Source organism: Pelagerythrobacter marensis (genome assembly GCF_001028625.1).
In the GTDB taxonomy this organism is placed as follows: Bacteria; Pseudomonadota; Alphaproteobacteria; order Sphingomonadales; family Sphingomonadaceae; genus Pelagerythrobacter; species Pelagerythrobacter marensis.
Genome location: NZ_CP011805.1, coordinates 2,647,848 through 2,665,978 on the forward strand (window position 1 = coordinate 2,647,848; position 18,131 = coordinate 2,665,978).

An 18,131-nucleotide genomic window follows, 5' to 3' on the forward strand; every position below is an offset into this window, starting at 1 on the left:
TGTTTCCACCAGCGTCGTATTTTTGTCGATTAGTGTTGCATTCAGGCGTCTTCGAGTTCGGCCTGGCGCTGATCGCTGGCCGCTTCGAGCAGGGCGGTTTCGATTCCCGCGACGCGCGGACCGGCGATGATTTTCTCTCCCAGAAGGTCGGTGACGTAAAACGTATCGGCCGCGCGTTCGCCGTAAGCGGTGACATGCGCGGAATGCACAATCAGCTGGCATTCGAACAGCGCCCGCGCCAGCCGGTTGAGCAGGGCAGGGCGGTCGCGGGCGTTGACTTCGATCACGGTGAAGCGGTTCGATGCCTCATTGTCGACGATGACCCGCGGGCGCACATCGAACGCGCGGGCCCTGCTGCGCGGCAGGGGCCGTTTGGCGAGGCGCGGGACCAGCTCGATCCGGTTCGCCAGCGCGTCGTCGATCGCCGTTTCGATCCGTTCAAGCTGATCCCGTTCGTGGAACGGTTGCCCCAGCGGATCCTGCACCAGGAAATTATCGACCGCCCAGCCGGAACGGGTCGTATGAATGCGCGCGTCGATGATATTCGCCCCCGCCAGGTGAATGCCCCCCGCGATGCGGTAGAACAGCCCCGGATGATCGGCGGCAATGACGCTGACCAGCGTTGCCCCGCGCGAAGGATAGACTTCGCAATGGATCGACAGGTCGTGATCCAGCCGCCGCGCCGCAGCGAACTGCCGCAGGTTGAGCGCGGCAATGTCTTCGGGTTCCGCGATCCAGTAGGCATCGCCGAATTCGTCCGCGTGGCGTTCGACCAGCGCAGCATCGTCGCCCAGCATTTCCCGCGTTGCGTCTTTCCTGGCTGCGACCCGTTCCCTGCGCCCCCGGTGCATGTGGCCCAGCCGCAGCCGCTCGTGCGCGACATCGTACAGTTCGCCCAGAAGCTGCCGCTTCCAGCTGTTCCAGGTGCCGGGGCCGACCGCGCGGATGTCCACCGCGGTCAGGATCAGCAGATGGCGCAGGCGTTCGACGCTCTGCACCTCGCCCACGAAATCCTCCACCGTCTTGGGGTCGGTCAGGTCGCGCTTGAATGCGGTCGCGCTCATCAGCAGGTGATAGCGCACCAGCCAGGCGACCAGATCGGTTTCGTTCTCGCCCAGCCCGAAGCGGGGGCACAGCTCTTCCGCAACTTCGGCGCCCAGCACCGAATGGTCGCCGCCGCGCCCCTTGGCAATGTCGTGCAGCAGCACCGCGACATAGGCCGCCCGGCGCGAGGTGATCTTGTGGATCAGGCGGGTCGAACGCGGGTGATCTTCCGCCAGTTCGCCCTTCTCGATCCGGTTGAGCAGGCCGATCGCGCGAATGGTATGCTCGTCCACCGTATAGTGGTGGTACATGTCGAACTGCATCTGCGCGTTGACTTTGCCGAAATCGGGCACGAAGCGGCCGAAGACGCCCGCCTCGTTCATCCAGCGTAGGACGGTTTCGGGATCGTTGCGCCCGGCCAGCAGATCAAGGAACAGGGCATTGGCGCGCGGATCGTTGCGCACTTTCGCGGTGATGAGGCGCGAATCGCGGTCGGCCTGGCGCATCGTCGCCGGCTCGATCTCCAGCCCTTCCGCCTCCGCCACGCGGAAAATCTCGATCAGGCGCACCGGGTCCTTGCGGAACCAGTCGTCCGCCGGTGCGCCGATCCGGCCGCCGAAGACGCGGTAACCCTTCACGCTGCGCGCGCGGGCGCGGAAACCGGCGAGCAGCCCCTGGCGCGCGCGCTTCTGCGCGAACTGTTCGTCGATATGGGCCAGGAACACCCCGGTCAGGCTGCCGACCCGCTTCGCCTGGAGGAAATAGAACTGCATGAAGCGTTCGACTTCGCTCTTGCCCGGACGGTCGGTGAAATTCATCCGTTCGGCGACCTGGCGCTGCAGGTCGAAGGTCAGCCGGTCTTCCGCTCGCCCGGTGATCTGGTGCAGGTGGCAGCGGACCGCCAGCATGAACCCTTCGGCCCGGCGGAAGCTGCGGTATTCCTGTTCCGTCAGAAGGTCGATATCGACCAGTTCGGCGGCGCTGCGGACCTTGTGGATGTATTTGCCGATCCAGTAGAGCGTCTGCAGGTCGCGCAGCCCGCCCTTGCCATCTTTCACATTGGGTTCGACGACATAGCGGCTATCGCCCATCCGCTTGTGCCGCGCGTTGCGTTCGGCCAGCTTTTCGGCGACGAACTGGCGCTCGGTTCCGGTGACCACATCGGCCCAGAAGCGGCGGCGCGCTTCCTCGTACAGCGCCTCGTCACCCCAGACATAACGCCCTTCGAGCAGGGCGGTGCGAATGGTCACGTCGCCCTTCGCCATGCGGACCATATCGTCGGGTGTGCGGCTGGAATGGCCGACCTTGAGGCCCAGATCCCACAAGTAATAGAGCATCGCCTCTATCACCTGTTCGCACCATGGGGCGCGGCGGGTCGGGGTCAGAAACGCGATGTCGACGTCGGACTGGGGCGCCATTTCCGCTCGGCCGTAACCACCGACGGCCAGGATCGCGAGCCGTTCGCCCTGCGAACGATTGGCGGCCGGATAATCGCAGGCGACCACATGATCGTGGATCAGGCGGACCAGCTGATCGACCAGAAACGCGTGGCCGGCGACGCATTCGTGCCCGGCGTGGGGCTTGTCCGCCAGCCGCCGACGCAATTCGTCGCGTCCGGCGTCGAGCGCGTCGCGCAGTGTTTCCACCACCGCGCCGCGCGCATCGGCACCGCCCTTCGCCGCAATTCCGTCCAGCGTTTCGGCCAGGGCCCGGCGGTCGATAATGGCGCGCTGCCTGGGGATGCGGACCTGGTTCAAGCCCCGATCAGCTCCTCGCCGAAACGGTCGCGAACCGCGCGCTTGTCGATCTTCTGCGTGCCCAGGCGAGGCAGGGGTTCATCGGACTGGCGAATGCTCTGCGGAATTTTGAACGGCGCCAGCCGCCCGGCGAGAAATTCGAGCAACTCGTCTGGCGACAGCGAATGGCCTTCCTTGCAATAATAGACAGCCGCCGGGATTTCGCCGAAGCGATCGTCGGGCAGGCCAAAGACCGAGCATTCGGCAACCGCATCGTGCGCATAGATGGCCTGTTCCACGTCGATGCACGAGATATTCTCGCCGCCCCGGATGATGATATCCTTCTTGCGGTCGACGATGAACAGATACTCGTCCTCGTCCAGATATCCCAGGTCGCCGGTGCGAAAATAGCCGTTGTCGAAAAACGCGGCGTCGGTGGCCTCGTCGTTCTTCCAGTACCCGCAGAAATTGGCGACCGAACGGATGCAGACTTCGCCCACTGCGCCCTGCGGCAGGGTGTTTCCGTCATCGTCGAGGATGGCGAGGTCGACCAGCGGCTTGCTTGCGCGGCCGGTCGATCCCGGCTTGGCCATATAGTTTTCGTTGAAGTTGCCGCAGCCCACGCCGTTGGTTTCGGTCAGGCCATAGCCCAGCAGCGGGAAGCCGCCGGGGAAGGCCTTCTTGATCTTGGTCACGTGGTCGACCGGGCGCGGCGCGCCCCCGGCGGCGAAGCTCTTGCAGGCGCTGAGATCGAACGAATCGCGTTCCGGGTGGGTCGCGATTTCGTAGCTCATCAGCGGCACGCCGACGAAGTAGGAGACTTTCTCCGCCTCCATCAGCTGCATCGCCTCGCGCGCGTCCCACTTGGGCATGAGCACGAGCTTGCGCGCGATGGCGTAGCTTTGCAGATAGAGCGGCACTTCGCCGGTAACGTGGAACAGCGGCACCGCAATCAGCGCACAGGCCTGCCCTTCGGGTGGATCGCCGCGCTGAGTCAGAAGCTGCGCGGCCATCGCGCTTTGCGAAACGTAGCTCATCGTGCCCTGGACTACGCCGCGATGATCGGACCAGGCGCCCTTGGCATCGCCGGTCGAGCCGGAGGTGAACAGGATCGTCGCAAGATCGTCCGGCCCCAGTTCGCCCAGCATCCGCATGGCGGTGTCGCCTTCGCCCCAGATCGGAGCGAGCCCGTCGGACGGTGGCAGGTCGTGCGCGATCTCCACGATCCGGGCGCCGTGGTCGGTGCCTTCCAGCCGCTCCGTCCGCTGGCTGTCGGCAAGGACGATCGAACATTCGGACAGGCGAATGCCGTGCGCCAGCTCCTCGCCGGTCCAGAACCCGTTGAGCAGTGTGGCGCAGCCGCCGCCCATGATCACGCCCATATAGGCGATGATCCAGTTGGCCGAATTGCGCGCGGCAATGCCGACCCGGTCGCCCTTGGCCATCCCCTGCTTCTGCACCAGCCCGGCAGCGACGTGGCTTGCCGCGACCCAGCATTCGCCGAAGGTCAGGCGCACATCGCCGTCGACCAGGAAGACGAGATCCTTATGCTCGTTGCAAAAATGCGCGAAATAGTGCGCCAGGCTGGGCGGCGCACCCTTGAATGCCGGCAGGGACTGCCCCCGACGTTCCACTGATTCGGTCTCGAACGGCATCCCCGGACCGGTCAGGGCCGCGATGATCCGTTCAAGATCGTTGTCCAGTTCAGTCGGCATTCGTTCGCTCTCCTCTCTCCATTCCCCTACGTCACGGTGCGATCAAATCGTACCCGACGCTCGAACGCAGGGTTTCGCCCCGTCGCTCTCTATGCCAAAAGCCGCGCGAAATTCCCGCGTGCCGGGCAAGGTCTTCGACCTGATTTGATAAGGGGTTCGCCTGTTGCTGTCACTACTTGCCGCCGCTGCAGCGGATACCGCGGGACCGATTCAGTGGGCTGAGCTGGGGCTGACGCCGGGTATCGACCTGGGGTTCTTCACCCTGCGCTGGTACTCGCTCGCCTATCTCGCCGGGATCATACTGGGGTACTGGCACCTGTCGCGAATGATCAAGGCACCCGGTGCGCCGATGGCGCAGCGCCATGCGGACGATCTGTTCTTCTATTGCACGCTGGGCATCATCATCGGCGGGCGGCTGGGCTATGCCACGTTCTACGAGCCTTCGCTGTGGACCAGCCTCAAGCTGTTCCAGCTCTGGACCGGGGGGATGAGCTTCCACGGCGGGCTGGCCGGGGTGCTGGTCGCGATCGGCTTCGTATCCTGGCGCGGCGGGCTGCCGTTCATGCGGGTGGCCGATTACATCGCGGTCAACGTCCCCTTCGGCATGATGTTCGGACGCCTCGCCAACTTCGTCAACGGCGAGCTGTGGGGCCGTCCCAGCGACGTGCCGTGGGCGATGGTCTTTCCCCATGCAGGGCCGCTCGCCCGCCATCCTTCGCAGCTGTACGAGGCCGCGCTGGAAGGCGCGCTGCTGGTGATCGTCCTGCTGTTCCTGTTCTGGAGAACCCGCGCGCGCTATCGCCCCGGGCTGCTGGTCGGCGTTTTCACCGCGGGGATCGCGCTGGGGCGCTTCACGGTCGAATTCTTCCGTGAGCCCGATGCCCAGCTGGCGGAATTTGCCGCTGATACCGGGCTTTCGATGGGGCAGTGGCTGACGATCCCGCTGATCGTGCTGGGCGTTGCCGTTACCGTCCGGGCCCTCGCGCGCCCCGCGCTCGCAAGCGGCAGAGCCGCGCCCGGAGCTGCATGAGCGAGCGCGCCGACGCTGATCTTCCCGGTAACCTTCCCGGCGATCTGGGCGCGATATTCCGCCGGCTGATCCGTACCGCAGGGCCGATTTCGCTCGCCCAGTTCATGGGGGAAAGCAACGCGCGTTACTACGCCGGGCGCGATCCGCTGGGCACGGCGGGCGATTTCGTCACCGCGCCCGAGGTCAGCCAGATGTTCGGCGAACTGATCGGCCTGTGGCTGGCCGACATGTGGATCAGATCCGGGCGGGAAGAACCCGTCCTTTATGCGGAACTGGGGCCGGGGCGCGGCACCCTGGCGAAGGACGCGCTGCGCGCGGCAAAACGCTACGGCCTCGAACCCGAGGTCCACTTCGTCGAAGGGTCGACCGCGCTGCGCGAAGTGCAGGAACAGGCGGTGCCCGATGCCTGCTGGCACGCCGATCTCGCGGGCGTTCCGCAGGATGCGCCGCTGCTGCTGGTGGCCAATGAATTTCTCGATGCCCTGCCGGTGCGCCAGCTCGTCCGCACCGGCGATGGCTGGCGCGAACGCATGGTCGGGCTGGACGGGGAAGATTTCGTCTTCGTCGCCGGACGCCAGCCGATGGAGGAAGCCGTTCCGGCCGACTGGCGCGACGCACCGCCGGGGACGCTGATCGAAACCAGCCCTGCCTCCGCCGCGATCGCTTACGAGATTGCCGGCCGGCTGGCCGACCAGGGCGGTGCAGCGCTGGTGATCGATTACGGTCACGGCGAAATGCGAACCGGATCGACCCTGCAGGCGGTGCGCGCCCATGCGAAAGTCGATCCCTTCGCTGCCCCGGGGGAGGCGGATCTGACCGCGCATGTCGATTTTGCCACGCTGGCGCGGATCGTCGAAGCGCGCGGGGCGCGGCATCTGGGCACGGTCACCCAGGGCGATTGGCTGCGCGCGCTGGGGATCGACGCGCGGGCCCAGGCGCTGGTCGCGCGCGCGCCGCATTACGCCGACGATATCGAGGCTGCCCGGCACCGCCTGGTCGACGATGCGCAGATGGGGCGGCTGTTCAAGGTCATGGGTGTCGCCGCGCCCGGCTGGCCGGACGGGGTCGGCTTCGACAGCGAGTAAAGCGCGGCCGGCGCTGCCACGGCCATGCCGGGAGCGACGCTAGAGGCCCAGCGTCTCACCCAGTTCGCGGGCCGCCTGCGCGGGCGATTTCTTGCCCCCATCGGTGCGATCGACCGACAGGTTCGCCTCGCGCATCGTTGCCACGTCGATCGCGCCGATCAACGGCTGCAACGCGGCGACGAGCCGGGCATCGCCGGCACGCTCCGGCGCGATCAGCACCAGCGCGTCGTAAGCCGGGAAGGCCCCTTGCGGATCGTCGAGAACGATCAGCCGGTCGGCCGCGATCCGTCCGTCGGAGGTATAGGCGCTGATCACATCCGCCTCCCCCGATTGCAGGGCGTTGTACATGAAGGTCGGCTGGAACGTGCGCTGCCGCCCGAAGCGCAGGCCGTAGCTATCGCGCACCGCGAACCATTCGGGACGGCGGAAGAATTCGGGATCCGCGCCGATCGTCAGGCGCGGCGCCACCCGCGCGAGATCGGCCAGCGAGCGCACCCCCAGCGCGCTGGCGCGGTCGGCCCGCATTGCCAGGGCATAGGCGTTTTCGAACCCCAGCCGGCCGAGCACGAGCGTGCCGCTGGTTTCCCGTTCCCATTCCACGATCGCGCGATAGATCGCCTCGCGCCCCGGATTGCCGCTGCGTTCCATTTCATTGGTCCACAGCGTGCCTGTGTAATCGACCGAAATGTCGATCGCGCCCGAGGTGAGGGCGTCGTGGACCACGGCCGAGCCAAGGCCATCGCGATATTCGACGCGATAGCTGGCCTCTTCCAGCCGCTGGCCGATCAGGCGAGCGAGGACATATTGTTCCGAAAAGCTCTTGGCCCCGATCACCACCCTGTCGCTGCGCTCGCGCGGGTCGAACTGGACGAAAGCCGCTGCGGCGATCCCGGCCAGTGCCAGGGCGGCCCCGGTCCAGACGAACGGCCGCCGCCGGGTGGCGAAGCCGCGCTCGATCATGCCCAGCAGCGCGTCGGCGACCATCGCCAGGGCGGCGCTGGCGATGCAGCCCGCCAGCACCAGCGCCCAGTTCTGCGTCTGCAGGCCGGCGAAGATCGGATCGCCCAGGCTCGGCTGGCCGATCGTCGTGGCGAGCGTTGCCGCGCCGATGGTCCAGACCGACGCGGTGCGAATGCCGGCCATGACGTAGGGCGCGGCCAGCGGGGCTTCGACCAGGCGCAGTTTCTGCCATCCGGTCATGCCGACCCCATCCGCCGCCTCCAGCACGCCAGGCGCCATATGTTCGCGCGCGGTCACCGTGTTCCTGAGAACCGGCAGCAGGGCATAGAGCGCCAGCGCGAGCAGGGCAGGCAGGAAGCCGAGCGTGGGCAATCCTTCGCCGAACACGGCACGCAGCGACAGCAGGATCGGGAAGAACAGTGCCAGCAGGGCCAGCGCCGGTATCGTCTGCACCAGGCTGGCGAAGCCCAGGGCGAGGCGCGCCACGGCGGGTGAACGGCTGGCCCAGATGGCCAGCGGCAACGCGACGGCAACGCCCAGCGCGATTGCCGCGGCGGCGAGCAGGACGTGCGCGGCAAGCTTGTCGCCCAGGCCGAGCAGGATCGTCAGGATTTCGTTCATCGTTCCAGCTCGGCGATCGCATCGGCCTGATCGCGCGGAACAGCGACCAGCGCCTGCGCTTCCTCGCCCCCGGCGCCGCCCAGCAGCGCGTGCGGCGCTTCGTCGGCGACGATCCTGCCGCCCGCCATGACCAGCACCCGTTCGGCCAGCAGCAATGCCTCCGCCATGTCATGCGTGACCATCAGGGTGGTCAGCCCCAGCCGATCGTGCAACTCGCGCACCTTGCGGCCCAGGGCATTGCGCGTGACCGGATCGAGCGCGCCGAACGGTTCGTCCATCAGCAGCAGTTGCGGTTCGGCGGCCAGCGCGCGGGCCACGCCGACCCGCTGCCGTTGCCCGCCCGAAAGCGCGTCCGGCATGCGCCGGGCGTGATCGGGTTCGAGCTCGACCAGCGCCAGCAGCTCCGCCACGCGCGCAGCGCCGATCGGTTGATGGGCGAGGCGCGGCCCGATCGCGATATTTTCCGCCACGGTCATGTGGGGGAACAGGCCGACCGACTGGAAAACGTAGCCGATCCGACGCCGCAGGGCCGGGGCGGCCAGGCCCCCTACGTCTTCCCCGGCGAAGAGAATCGCGCCTTCATCGGGCACGACCAGCCGGTTGACGGTCTTGAGCAGGGTCGACTTGCCCGATCCCGATGCGCCGACCAGCGCGACGAAGCTGCCGCGCGCGATCTCCAGATCGACGCCGTCGATGGCCTGGGTCGTGCCATAGCGCTTGGCGATTCCGTTGAAGGCAAGCTCGATCGGGGACACCGCATCCATCGGCCAACCTTAGGCGGGAAGCGCGTGGAAACAAAAGGGCGGAGTTGCCTTCATCGAAAGCGGGCCAGTGGCGCATCGGCCCTGCAAATGACGAAACTAGTCCGCCAGCCTTTTCACGGGCAGGCGCAACTGCGCTGCCAATCCCTGTTCGCGCCAGTCGCGTTCCACCGTGCCGCTCAACTGGCCCATCGTCATGTCGATCAGCCGGGTGCCGAAGCCCGATCCCCCGCCGCCCGGCGTGGGCTTGCGGCCCCCGGTCTCGACCCAGGAAACGACGATCTCGGGCTCTTCGATCCGCAGTTCGATCGCCAGCCGGCCATCGTCGGCCGCCAGCGCGCCGTACTTGATGGAATTGGTCGCCATCTCGTGCAGGACGAGCGCGAGCGAGGTGGCCGCGCGCGATCCGACCGGTGCGGTATCGCCTTCAATCGCGATGCGCTCGCTCGCCATATCGCCGGCGAAAGGTTCCAGCACCGCGGCGATCAGCCCGCGCAAGTCGCCGCGGCTGCTGTCGCCCGTGGGCAGGACGAAATCCTGCGCCTTGCCGAGCGATGCGATCGTGCCGACCAGATCTTCGCCGAACGCGCGCAATTCGTCGTGCCCCCGGGTGCGCAGCGAAACCAGCCCCGAAATCAGCGCGAAGACGTTCTTGATCCGGTGGGCCAGTTCGTGCGCCAGCGTGCCGCTGGAATCGGCCTGTCGCCGCCGTTCGTCGATATCGGTCAACGTACCGTACCAGCGCGCGATGCCGCCATCGTCGTCGGCCACGGGAATCGCGCGGGCGATGGTCCACCGCCAGCTGCCGTCGGCCTGACGCAGGCGGTATTCGGTTTCGTAGCTTTCCCTGCGCGCGAGAGATCTGGTCCAGGCGGCGAACACTCGTTCCTGATCGTCGGGATGGACGAACGTGCGCCACTGTTCGATATCGGGCGGCGGTGCACCGCCGGTCACCTGTTCCCACCGGGCATTGAAATAGTCCAGCCGACCAGTGCCGTCGGCGGACCAGATGATATCGGGCAGCCAGTCGCCCAAAGTGCGGAACCGGGCGCTCTGGCGCGAAAACTGCGCCCGATGCTGCCGCACTTCCCGGCGGGCCTGGAACCGGCGTTTGACCGATCGGCCCAGCACCGACAGCCCCTGGCGCTGCAGATCGGTCAGCCCTTCGGGGCGCGGCGCGGTGTCGATGACGCACAGGGCCCCGATCGGCGCGCCTTCGCTGGAAGTGATCGGAACCCCGGCGTAGAAGCGCAGCCCGAAATCGCCGGTGACCAGTTCGAAATTGGCGAAGCGCGGATCCTGCGTCGCATCGGGAACGACCAGTATGTCGCCCTTCATCATCGCATAAGCGCAAAAACTGGTGGATCGCGGCGTGCTGTCGATATCGACACCGGTGTGCGCGAGAAATTTCTGCCGTTCCGATTCGACCAGAGTGATCAGCGCGACCGGCGTATCGCACAGGCTGGCAGCGAAGCGGACGATTTCGGTCAGTTCGGAATCGTCGACCAGCGAATCGAAACCATGTGCCGCGACGACTTTCGCACGTTCGCTGTCGCCGCAGAACGCAGCCGCCGGTGCCGCATCGTTGGGCCAGAGTGTCGATTCGCGCAGTTTCATTCCGTCCGAGGCCGTAGTACCGAATTTGGTCCGGGTTCCAAAGGCTTTCGGGCCGCGCCTGCTGTTCGTTTGCCGCCGCGATCACGCTCGGCTATGCGCCGTTTGCCAACAGGAGATCCCATGCGCGCCACCCCCGATTTCGATTTTCAGCTGGGCGAAACCGCCGCGATGATCCGCGAAAGCGCCGCCCGCTTTGCCGACGAACAGATCGCACCCCTGGCCGAAAGGGCCGACCGCGAAGACTGGTTTCCGCGCGATCTCTGGCCCGCAATGGGCGCGCTCGGCCTGCACGGCATCACGGTGGAGGAAGCCGACGGCGGGCTGGGCCTGGGATATATCGAGCACGTCATCGCGGTGGAGGAAGTCAGCCGGGCCTCCGCCTCGGTCGGGCTGTCGTATGGCGCGCATTCGAACCTGTGCATCAACCAGATCCGCCGCTGGGGCAACGAGGAGCAGAAGGCGAAGTATCTGCCCAGGCTGATTTCCGGCGAACATGTCGGGTCGCTGGCGATGAGCGAGGCGCAGGCCGGGTCCGATGTCGTGTCGATGAAGCTCAAGGCTGACGCAGTGCAGGGCGGCTATGTGCTCAACGGCACGAAGTTCTGGATTACCAACGCGACCGATGCCGATACGCTGGTGGTCTATGCCAAGACGGCGCCCGAACAGGGCAGCCGCGGGATCACCGCGTTCCTGATCGAAAAGGACATGCCCGGCTTTTCCATCGGGCAGAAGATCGACAAGATGGGAATGCGCGGCAGCCCCACGGCGGAACTGGTTTTCGACGACTGCGAAGTGCCTGAAGAAAACGTCATGGGCCCGCTGCACGGCGGGGTCGGCGTGCTGATGAGCGGGCTGGATTATGAACGTGTGGTGCTCGCCGGGTTGCAGCTCGGCATCATGCAGGCCTGCCTCGATACGGTCATCCCCTACGTTCGCGAACGCAAGCAGTTCGGCAAGCCGATCGGCGCGTTCCAGCTCATGCAGGCGAAAGTGGCGGACATGTATGTCGCGCTGCAATCGGCCCGCGCCTATACATATGCCGTGGCGAAGGCCTGCGATGCGGGCCAGACGACCCGCTTCGATGCCGCGGGCGCGATTCTGCTGTCGAGCGAGAACGCCTTCCGCGTCGCGGCGGAGGCGGTTCAGGCGCTGGGCGGGGCCGGCTATACCAAGGACTGGCCGGTCGAACGCTACCTGCGCGATGCCAAGCTGCTCGACATCGGGGCGGGCACCAACGAGATCCGCCGCATGCTGATCGGGCGGGAGCTGATCGGAGCGGCGGGGTGAAAGTCCTTCTGACCGGCGCGTCTGGATGGCTGGGGCGGTTTCTCGCCCCGCGGCTGCGCGCGGCCGGTCACGAGGTCGTGGGGCTGGACGTCGCCCCCGGGGATGAAACGCAGGTGGTCGGCACGGTGGCCGATCCTGCCCTCGTGCGCGGCGCGGTGAACGACCACGGGATCGAGGCGATCGTTCACGGCGGCGCGCTGCACAAGCCGGATATCGCCCGCTATCCCAAGCAGGCCTTCGTCGATGTGAACGTTACCGGCACGCTGAACCTACTGCAGGCGGCGGTGGAGGCAGGGCACGATCGTTTCGTGTTCACCTCGACCACGTCGATGATGGTCTCGCCGCGCGTGCGCGAAGGTTCGGCCGGGGCCGCCTTCTGGATGGACGAGGCGTTCCATGACGGGCCGCCGCGCAACATCTATGGCGCGACCAAGGCGGCGGCGGAGAACCTGTGCGCGCTCCATGCGCGGGAGCACGGGCTCGACGTGGCGATCTTGCGGACCGGGCGGTTCTTTCCCGAGGAAGACGATACCCACCGCGAGCTTTCCGGCGAGAACATGAAGGCCAACGAATTCCTGCACCGGCGGCTGAGCGCTGCCGATGCCGCCGGGGCCCATGTCGCCGCGCTGGAACGTATTGGCGGACACGGATGCCAGACATTCGTGATTTCCGCCCCGCCCCCGTTCACGCGCGACGATGCGGCCGATCTGATGCGCGATGCGCCGGCGGTAGTGGAGCGGTGTTTTCCGGGCGTGAGCGATCTCTACGCCGCGCGCGGGTGGAAGCTGCCGGAGCGGATCGGGCGAGTGTACGATCCCGCCAAGGCCGAACGCATTCTCGGCTTTCGGTGCGCGACCGATTTCGGGCAGGTCGTGGCTTCGCTGCGCGATGGCCGCCCCCTGCCGTTCGAACATGACCCGGCCTATGTGCCGCCCAAGGAACTTGCATGACCGCCCCCGTCCTCACCTCGAAGCTCGACCGCGAAAATCCCGAGGCACGGGCGCGGTTCGATCACAACCGCGCTCTGGCGCAGGAACTGCGTGCCCATGTCGCGCAGGCCTCGCTCGGCGGGTCGGAGCGTCACCGCGAACGCCACGTTTCGCGCGGCAAACTGCTTCCGCGCGACCGGGTGGAGCGGCTGCTCGATCCGGGCAGCGCCTTTCTGGAGATCGGCCAGCTCGCCGCCAACGGCATGTACGAAGGCGACGTCAACGGCGCTTCGATGATCTGCGGGATCGGGCGGGTTTCCGGCAGGCAGGTGATGATCGTCGCCAACGATCCGACCGTGAAGGGCGGGTCCTATTACCCGATGACGGTCAAGAAGCACTTGCGCGCGCAGGAAATCGCGCAGGAAAACCGCCTGCCGTGCATCTATCTGGTCGACAGCGGCGGGGCGAACCTGCCCTATCAGGCCGATGTCTTCCCCGACCGCGAGCATTTCGGGCGCATCTTCTTCAACCAGGCGAACATGTCCGCGCTGGGCATTCCTCAGATCGCCTGCGTCATGGGCAGTTGCACCGCGGGCGGTGCCTATGTCCCGGCGATGAGCGACGAGACGGTGATCGTTCGCAACCAGGGCACGATCTTCCTTGCCGGTCCGCCGCTGGTGAAGGCCGCGACGGGGGAGGAAATCAGCGCCGAAGACCTGGGCGGCGGCGATCTGCACGCGAAGAAGAGCGGCGTGGTCGATCATCTGGCGGAAAACGACGAACACGCGCTGACCATCGTGCGCGACATCGTCAGCCACCTGGGCGAAAATCCGGCGGCTGCGAAAAACATCGACCGGCGCGATCCCCGCGACCCGCTGTTCGATGCCGAAGATCTCTACGCGATCGTGCCGGAGGATGTGCGCGCGCCCTACGACGTGCATGAAGTGATCGCCCGGCTGGTCGACGGCAGCGAATTCCATGAATTCAAGGCGCACTATGGTTCCACACTGGTGTGCGGCTTCGCGCATATCTGGGGCATGCCGGTGGCGATCCTGGCCAACAACGGCGTGCTGTTTTCCGAAAGCGCGCAAAAGGGCGCGCATTTCATCGAACTGGCCTGTCAGCGGCGCATTCCGCTGCTGTTCCTGCAGAACATTTCCGGCTTCATGGTCGGCGGCAAGTACGAAGCGGAAGGAATCGCCAAGCACGGGGCCAAACTGGTGACGGCGGTGGCGACCGCGACCGTGCCGAAGGTTACCGTGGTGATCGGCGGCAGTTTCGGCGCGGGCAATTACGGCATGTGCGGCCGCGCCTATCAGCCGCGGTTCCTGTTCACCTGGCCCAACGCCCGCATTTCTGTGATGGGCGGCGAACAGGCGGCCAGCGTGCTGGTGACGGTCCACCGCGATGCCGATAGCTGGACGGCGGAACAGGCAGAGGAATTCAAGGCCCCGATCCGCCAGAAGTATGAAGATGAAGGCAACCCGTACTACGCCACCGCGCGGCTGTGGGACGATGGCGTGATCGACCCTGTGCAGACGCGCGACGTGCTGGGGCTGGCGCTTGCCGCCGCGCTGGAGGCGCCCATTCCCGACCGCCCGGCTTTCGGCGTCTTCCGCATGTGACCCTGCCAACGGGTGGCGATTTTCTGAAACCCGCCGGCCCGTTGGCGCATTGGACAAGAGAACACCGGACAAGGAGAAGCCCGATGATCCATTCCGCCCGTATCGCCATTGCCGCCCCGCTGGCTCTGGCACTGGCCGCCTGCGGCGAGACGACCGACGTCGATGAACGCGTGGTCGAAACGCCCGAGCTGGAAACCCCAACCGACGTAACGCTGCCCGAAGTCGAGGTGGAATATCCCGAGGTGCCGGTGAATGCCCGAACCTCGGTCGACTATGCCGGGACATACGAATTGCGCACCAGCGACGATCAGGTCAGCACGATCGTGCTGGAAGAAGGTGACACATACGTCTGGCGCGCGCCCGACGGCACCGAAACGCGCGGATCGTTTACCTGGGGCGAGGACAACAGCCGCATTCTGATAGAGCGTGACGGCGAAACGCAAGCCTATGCGGTGGCCGAAAACGTCCTCTACCGCCTGCCAGCCGCCGATGCCCCGACCGCCGGGGAGCGCAGCGAGGAAACGACCTGGCGGCGCAGCACGCCCGCTGCGGCAGAAGCGGGATCGGCGGATACTTCCGGCGAATAAGCCGCCGCCCGCGCCCAATTCGCGCTCGCCGGGTCTTTAACACGGCCCGGCCCGTCGCTAGATTACGCCGGATCTAGGGGACGGACCGATAGACATGACTTCGCCCAGCACCGCGAACAGCGAACGCGCCCGGCTTGTGCATCTGGCGATGCAGGCGATTGCGCGCACGGGGGAAAACACGACACGCGCCCTGCTGGCGAAGGAAGCGCGCATGCCGCGTGCGCGGATCGACGCGATCTTCGCCACTGACGACGACCTGTTCGATGCCATCCTCGAACAGTGGTATGCGCCTGCCATCGCGATCATGGAAGAAGTGATTGACTGCGACCTGCCGATCAGGCGCAAGTTCTACGAATTCTTTGCTCGCCGGTTCGTGCGGGAGCGGGAGCGGTTCCGCAAGGACCCGGCGGCCTTCGCCGTCTATTGCGAGATTGGCACCGACAAGTTCGAAAACGTGCGCGGCTATGTCGACCTGGCCGATCACTATCTGTCCGAACTGATCGCGCAGGCGCAGGAAGAAGGCCACTTTTCCGGGCTTGGGATCAATCAGGCCCTGTCGCTGATCAATCAGATAGTCGCCTGCTATATCCTGCCCCAGATGCTGCTGATGGTGGACCAGGAAAAGTTGAGCGAAGGCAAGCTGGCGACGATCATCGACACGCTGTTCGATGGCCTTTCGGGCGATGCGCGCGGCGCCGCGCCGGTCGCCGGATTGCGGATCGCCTGATCCCGCCTATTGCCCGGTAATGTCGCGGACCCGCCCGGTCGCGGGAAGCGGCCGCATCTCCATCGCCCGCAGATATGCCTCGATCGCGTCGAGATCCACCGGGCCGGTGACGCCGTGCGTGCCCTGCTCGAATACGGTGAAGCTGTCGCCGCCTGCGGCGAGGAAGCTGTTCATCGTCACCCGGTACGCCCCGGCAGGGTCGATCGGGTCGCCATTCAGTGTGGCCGATACGACCCGGTCGCCTTCGGCCCGATCCATGTCGTAAGCGAAGGCGAACCCTTCGGAGACGGAGAAGGTCTGGACGAAGCCATCGGTATCGAGCTGCTGTTCGAGCAGGGCCAGCAATTGCGCGCCGGTATAAGTGCGGGTCACCAGCGTATTGCCGAACGGCTGCACGGCAAAGATGTCGCCGAACGTCACCGTGCCATCGCTGGCCGGCGCGATGGGGGCGCGAATGCCCGAATTGTTCATCAGCGCGATCTGCGCACCCGCATCGCGTGTGGCGAACAGATGGGCATCGGCGATCAGATTGCCCAGCGCCGTTTCCTCGGTCGCCGGACCGGGATCGTCCGCCGGACCGGAAATCTTCCCGACCGGGCGGGTGGAGGCTTCGCGCGCAGCATCCGAATATCGGGCGACGTAGGCAGCCATTTCGGTTTCCGCCGGGAACGCCGCGAACGCCGGATCGGCCCCGTCGCCATCGTTCTGCACCACGATGTTGCGCGCGGTCAGCGATGCGACCGATCTGCGTACCGGGTCGATCGTCATCGTAATGTCGGTCAGCAGCGTACCGCCATACCCGGCGCTCGTGACGATGAAATCGCGCGCGGGATCGAGCGTTGCGAAGTCGCAGACATACGATCGGTGGGTGTGGCCGGAAATGACCAGGTCGACCCGCGGGTCCAGCCGTTCGAGAATATCGCGCAGCGGCCCGGCAATGGCGCCGCAGCCGGTGAAGGGCGTGCCGGGTTCCGGTTCCAGACCCTGATGGATCGCGACCACGATTGCATCGGCACCTTCTTCTGCGAGCTGGGGCACGCGCGCGTTGATCGCATCGGCCTCGTCACCGAAAGTGAGCCCGGCCACCCCGCTGGGGGTCACCAGCGAGGGGGTGTCTTTCAGCGTCAGCCCGATCACCCCCACGGTCACCGCGCGCGGGCCGGTGCCGAAGCGGCGGAGCGCTGCGCCGGGAAAGAGTGTGTCGCCGCCTTCGGTCACGACGTTGGCTGCCAGAAAGCCGAAATCGGCGCCGGCAAAATCCGGTTCCACCGCGCAGGGTTCGCGCAGGCCGTGCCGCTCGCAGCCGCCATGCTGGAGCCGCTTCAGCTCGCGCCATCCGCGGTCGAATTCGTGGTTGCCGACCGCGTTGAAATCCAGCCCCATGCGGTTCATCGCACCGACTGCCGGTTCGTCGAGGAACAATGAAGAGACCAGCGGGCTCGCCCCGACGAGATCGCCCGCCGCGATCACCAGCGAATGGTCACCGCCCTGCCTGTGCTGCGCCACCGCGCTGGCCAGATAAGCCGCGCCGCCCGCACGAATTTCGTGACTGGAGCCATCTTCGCCGGGCAGGCGAATCGGCCGTGCCAGCGGCTCCAGATTGCCGTGAAAGTCGTTCAGGCCCACGATCTTGATCGTAACCGGGGCGGGCGACTGCGGCGCAGGCGCGGTGTCGCGCACCGTCGAACAGGCGCCCAGCGCGGCGATGAGGAAAGGGAGGAAGAACAGGCGCGATGTCATAAAGGAGCCTCTTGGCGGGGATCTGTGTCCGGCGGATGACAGGCCTGCCGCCCGACGCGGCATGATACAAGCCCGTCGGAGGATGTCGAAGCGCGTCCTGTCGGAATTCTGTCACACGAGAGAGCTAGGCCCGCGGCAACGTTAACTCGACAGGATCTGCGTCATGCGTATCACGCCCGTTGCATTCGCCTTCGTCCTTGCCGCCCCCCTCGTGCTCGCCGCATGTGGCGAGCGACCGGAAGGGGAAAGCGCCGATGACTTTGCCGCTCGCGTCAACGGCGGCGCCGCCCCCGCCGAAGAAGGCGTAGCCAGCGAGGCAAAGAAGCAGCCTGATGGTCCGCGCGATCCCTCGCTGCCGCGCGTCGCGGCCGATGGGCGCAAGGCGCTGCAGCAGGCGGCGACCTACACCCAGCCCAATGCGGACGGCAGCGCCGACAGCCTCGCGATCCGGCAGGACGGAACTTATACGCTGGTGGAGGACGGGCGAACGACCACGGGCGAATGGCAATGGCTGCCTGATGGCAAGCGTCTGCGGCTCGAAGGGCTCGTCCGCCAGCCGATCGTGCTGGTCGCCGATGGCGCGCTCTACCGGATGCAGAACGAAAACGTGCCGTTCGACGATGTCACCCCCGACCGCGCCTATCGCCTGGCGCAGTAAGCCCTATCG

Annotated in this window: 14 protein-coding genes; 8 read left to right on the forward strand and 6 right to left on the reverse strand. The window is 66.3% G+C overall.

The window, feature by feature from the left end:
* Positions 1 to 41: 41 nt before the first annotated feature.
* On the reverse strand, positions 42 to 2,801 hold the full coding sequence (locus tag AM2010_RS12510; RefSeq protein ID WP_047807351.1) for a [protein-PII] uridylyltransferase: 2,760 nt from the start codon (positions 2,799 to 2,801) through the stop codon (positions 42 to 44).
* Positions 2,798 to 4,495 carry a class I adenylate-forming enzyme family protein gene (locus tag AM2010_RS12515; RefSeq protein WP_047807352.1) on the reverse strand — a complete coding sequence of 566 codons (1,698 nt, stop codon included), beginning with the start codon at positions 4,493 to 4,495 and terminating at the stop codon, positions 2,798 to 2,800. Before AM2010_RS12515 ends, AM2010_RS12510 begins: the two co-directional genes overlap by 4 nt.
* A 163-nt stretch (positions 4,496 to 4,658) precedes the next feature.
* On the opposite strand from AM2010_RS12515, the gene lgt reads away from it, so the two are divergent.
* Positions 4,659 to 5,525, forward strand: coding sequence for a prolipoprotein diacylglyceryl transferase (gene lgt / locus AM2010_RS12520; protein WP_420834962.1), 867 nt, complete (start codon positions 4,659 to 4,661; stop codon positions 5,523 to 5,525).
* Positions 5,522 to 6,610, forward strand: coding sequence for a class I SAM-dependent methyltransferase (locus AM2010_RS12525; RefSeq protein WP_047807354.1), 1,089 nt, complete (start codon positions 5,522 to 5,524; stop codon positions 6,608 to 6,610). Before lgt ends, AM2010_RS12525 begins: the two co-directional genes overlap by 4 nt.
* A 39-nt stretch (positions 6,611 to 6,649) precedes the next feature.
* Here AM2010_RS12525 and AM2010_RS12530 read toward each other — a convergent pair whose 3' ends face one another.
* The 3 genes from AM2010_RS12530 to AM2010_RS12540 form a co-directional block, all read right to left on the reverse strand.
* Positions 6,650 to 8,191: a glycine betaine ABC transporter substrate-binding protein gene (locus tag AM2010_RS12530; RefSeq protein WP_047807355.1), complete on the reverse strand. Its 1,542-nt coding sequence runs from the start codon at positions 8,189 to 8,191 to the stop codon at positions 6,650 to 6,652.
* Entirely contained in the window at positions 8,188 to 8,955 is a 768-nt protein-coding gene (locus tag AM2010_RS12535; RefSeq protein WP_047807356.1) for an ATP-binding cassette domain-containing protein, read from the reverse strand. The genes AM2010_RS12530 and AM2010_RS12535 overlap by 4 nt, the downstream gene beginning before the upstream one ends.
* A 96-nt stretch (positions 8,956 to 9,051) precedes the next feature.
* Positions 9,052 to 10,569, reverse strand: a complete 1,518-nt coding sequence (locus tag AM2010_RS12540) for a PAS domain-containing protein (protein ID WP_053044084.1) — start codon at positions 10,567 to 10,569, stop codon at positions 9,052 to 9,054.
* A 120-nt stretch (positions 10,570 to 10,689) separates the two neighbouring features.
* Here AM2010_RS12540 and AM2010_RS12545 point away from each other — a divergent pair, with 120 nt between their 5' ends.
* The 5 genes from AM2010_RS12545 to AM2010_RS12565 all read left to right on the forward strand — a co-directional run bounded on the left by AM2010_RS12545 (position 10,690) and on the right by AM2010_RS12565 (position 15,724).
* Positions 10,690 to 11,856 (forward strand): isovaleryl-CoA dehydrogenase, encoded by a 1,167-nt coding sequence (locus tag AM2010_RS12545; RefSeq protein ID WP_047807357.1) that lies wholly within the window; start codon positions 10,690 to 10,692, stop codon positions 11,854 to 11,856.
* Positions 11,853 to 12,806 (forward strand): NAD-dependent epimerase/dehydratase family protein, encoded by a 954-nt coding sequence (locus AM2010_RS12550; protein ID WP_047807358.1) that lies wholly within the window; start codon positions 11,853 to 11,855, stop codon positions 12,804 to 12,806. The genes AM2010_RS12545 and AM2010_RS12550 overlap by 4 nt, the downstream gene beginning before the upstream one ends.
* On the forward strand, positions 12,803 to 14,410 hold the full coding sequence (locus AM2010_RS12555; protein ID WP_047807359.1) for a carboxyl transferase domain-containing protein: 1,608 nt from the start codon (positions 12,803 to 12,805) through the stop codon (positions 14,408 to 14,410). The genes AM2010_RS12550 and AM2010_RS12555 overlap by 4 nt, the downstream gene beginning before the upstream one ends.
* A gap of 83 nt (positions 14,411 to 14,493) precedes the next feature.
* Positions 14,494 to 14,997: a hypothetical protein gene (locus AM2010_RS12560; RefSeq protein WP_047807360.1), complete on the forward strand. Its 504-nt coding sequence runs from the start codon at positions 14,494 to 14,496 to the stop codon at positions 14,995 to 14,997.
* Positions 14,998 to 15,091: 94 nt separating this feature from the next.
* Positions 15,092 to 15,724, forward strand: a complete 633-nt coding sequence (locus tag AM2010_RS12565; protein WP_053044085.1) for a TetR/AcrR family transcriptional regulator — start codon at positions 15,092 to 15,094, stop codon at positions 15,722 to 15,724.
* Between the two features lie 6 nt (positions 15,725 to 15,730).
* Here AM2010_RS12565 and AM2010_RS12570 read toward each other — a convergent pair whose 3' ends face one another.
* Entirely contained in the window at positions 15,731 to 17,464 is a 1,734-nt protein-coding gene (locus AM2010_RS12570; protein WP_047807361.1) for a bifunctional metallophosphatase/5'-nucleotidase, read from the reverse strand.
* A gap of 163 nt (positions 17,465 to 17,627) precedes the next feature.
* Here AM2010_RS12570 and AM2010_RS12575 point away from each other — a divergent pair, with 163 nt between their 5' ends.
* Complete coding sequence (locus tag AM2010_RS12575) at positions 17,628 to 18,122, forward strand: hypothetical protein (protein ID WP_047807362.1); 495 nt, start codon at positions 17,628 to 17,630, stop codon at positions 18,120 to 18,122.
* The last annotated feature ends 9 nt before the right edge of the window (positions 18,123 to 18,131 follow it).

Coding starts and splice junctions, on each gene's coding strand:
- AM2010_RS12570 (WP_047807361.1), bottom strand. CDS start 17,464: ATGACATCGCGCCTGTTCTTCCTCCCTTTCCTCATCGCCGCGCTGGGC.
- AM2010_RS12560 (WP_047807360.1), top strand. CDS start 14,494: ATGATCCATTCCGCCCGTATCGCCATTGCCGCCCCGCTGGCTCTGGCA.
- AM2010_RS12525 (WP_047807354.1), top strand. CDS start 5,522: ATGAGCGAGCGCGCCGACGCTGATCTTCCCGGTAACCTTCCCGGCGAT.
- AM2010_RS12515 (WP_047807352.1), bottom strand. CDS start 4,495: ATGCCGACTGAACTGGACAACGATCTTGAACGGATCATCGCGGCCCTG.
- AM2010_RS12565 (WP_053044085.1), top strand. CDS start 15,092: ATGACTTCGCCCAGCACCGCGAACAGCGAACGCGCCCGGCTTGTGCAT.
- AM2010_RS12545 (WP_047807357.1), top strand. CDS start 10,690: ATGCGCGCCACCCCCGATTTCGATTTTCAGCTGGGCGAAACCGCCGCG.
- AM2010_RS12540 (WP_053044084.1), bottom strand. CDS start 10,569: ATGAAACTGCGCGAATCGACACTCTGGCCCAACGATGCGGCACCGGCG.
- AM2010_RS12535 (WP_047807356.1), bottom strand. CDS start 8,955: ATGGATGCGGTGTCCCCGATCGAGCTTGCCTTCAACGGAATCGCCAAG.
- AM2010_RS12575 (WP_047807362.1), top strand. CDS start 17,628: ATGCGTATCACGCCCGTTGCATTCGCCTTCGTCCTTGCCGCCCCCCTC.
- AM2010_RS12555 (WP_047807359.1), top strand. CDS start 12,803: ATGACCGCCCCCGTCCTCACCTCGAAGCTCGACCGCGAAAATCCCGAG.
- AM2010_RS12530 (WP_047807355.1), bottom strand. CDS start 8,191: ATGAACGAAATCCTGACGATCCTGCTCGGCCTGGGCGACAAGCTTGCC.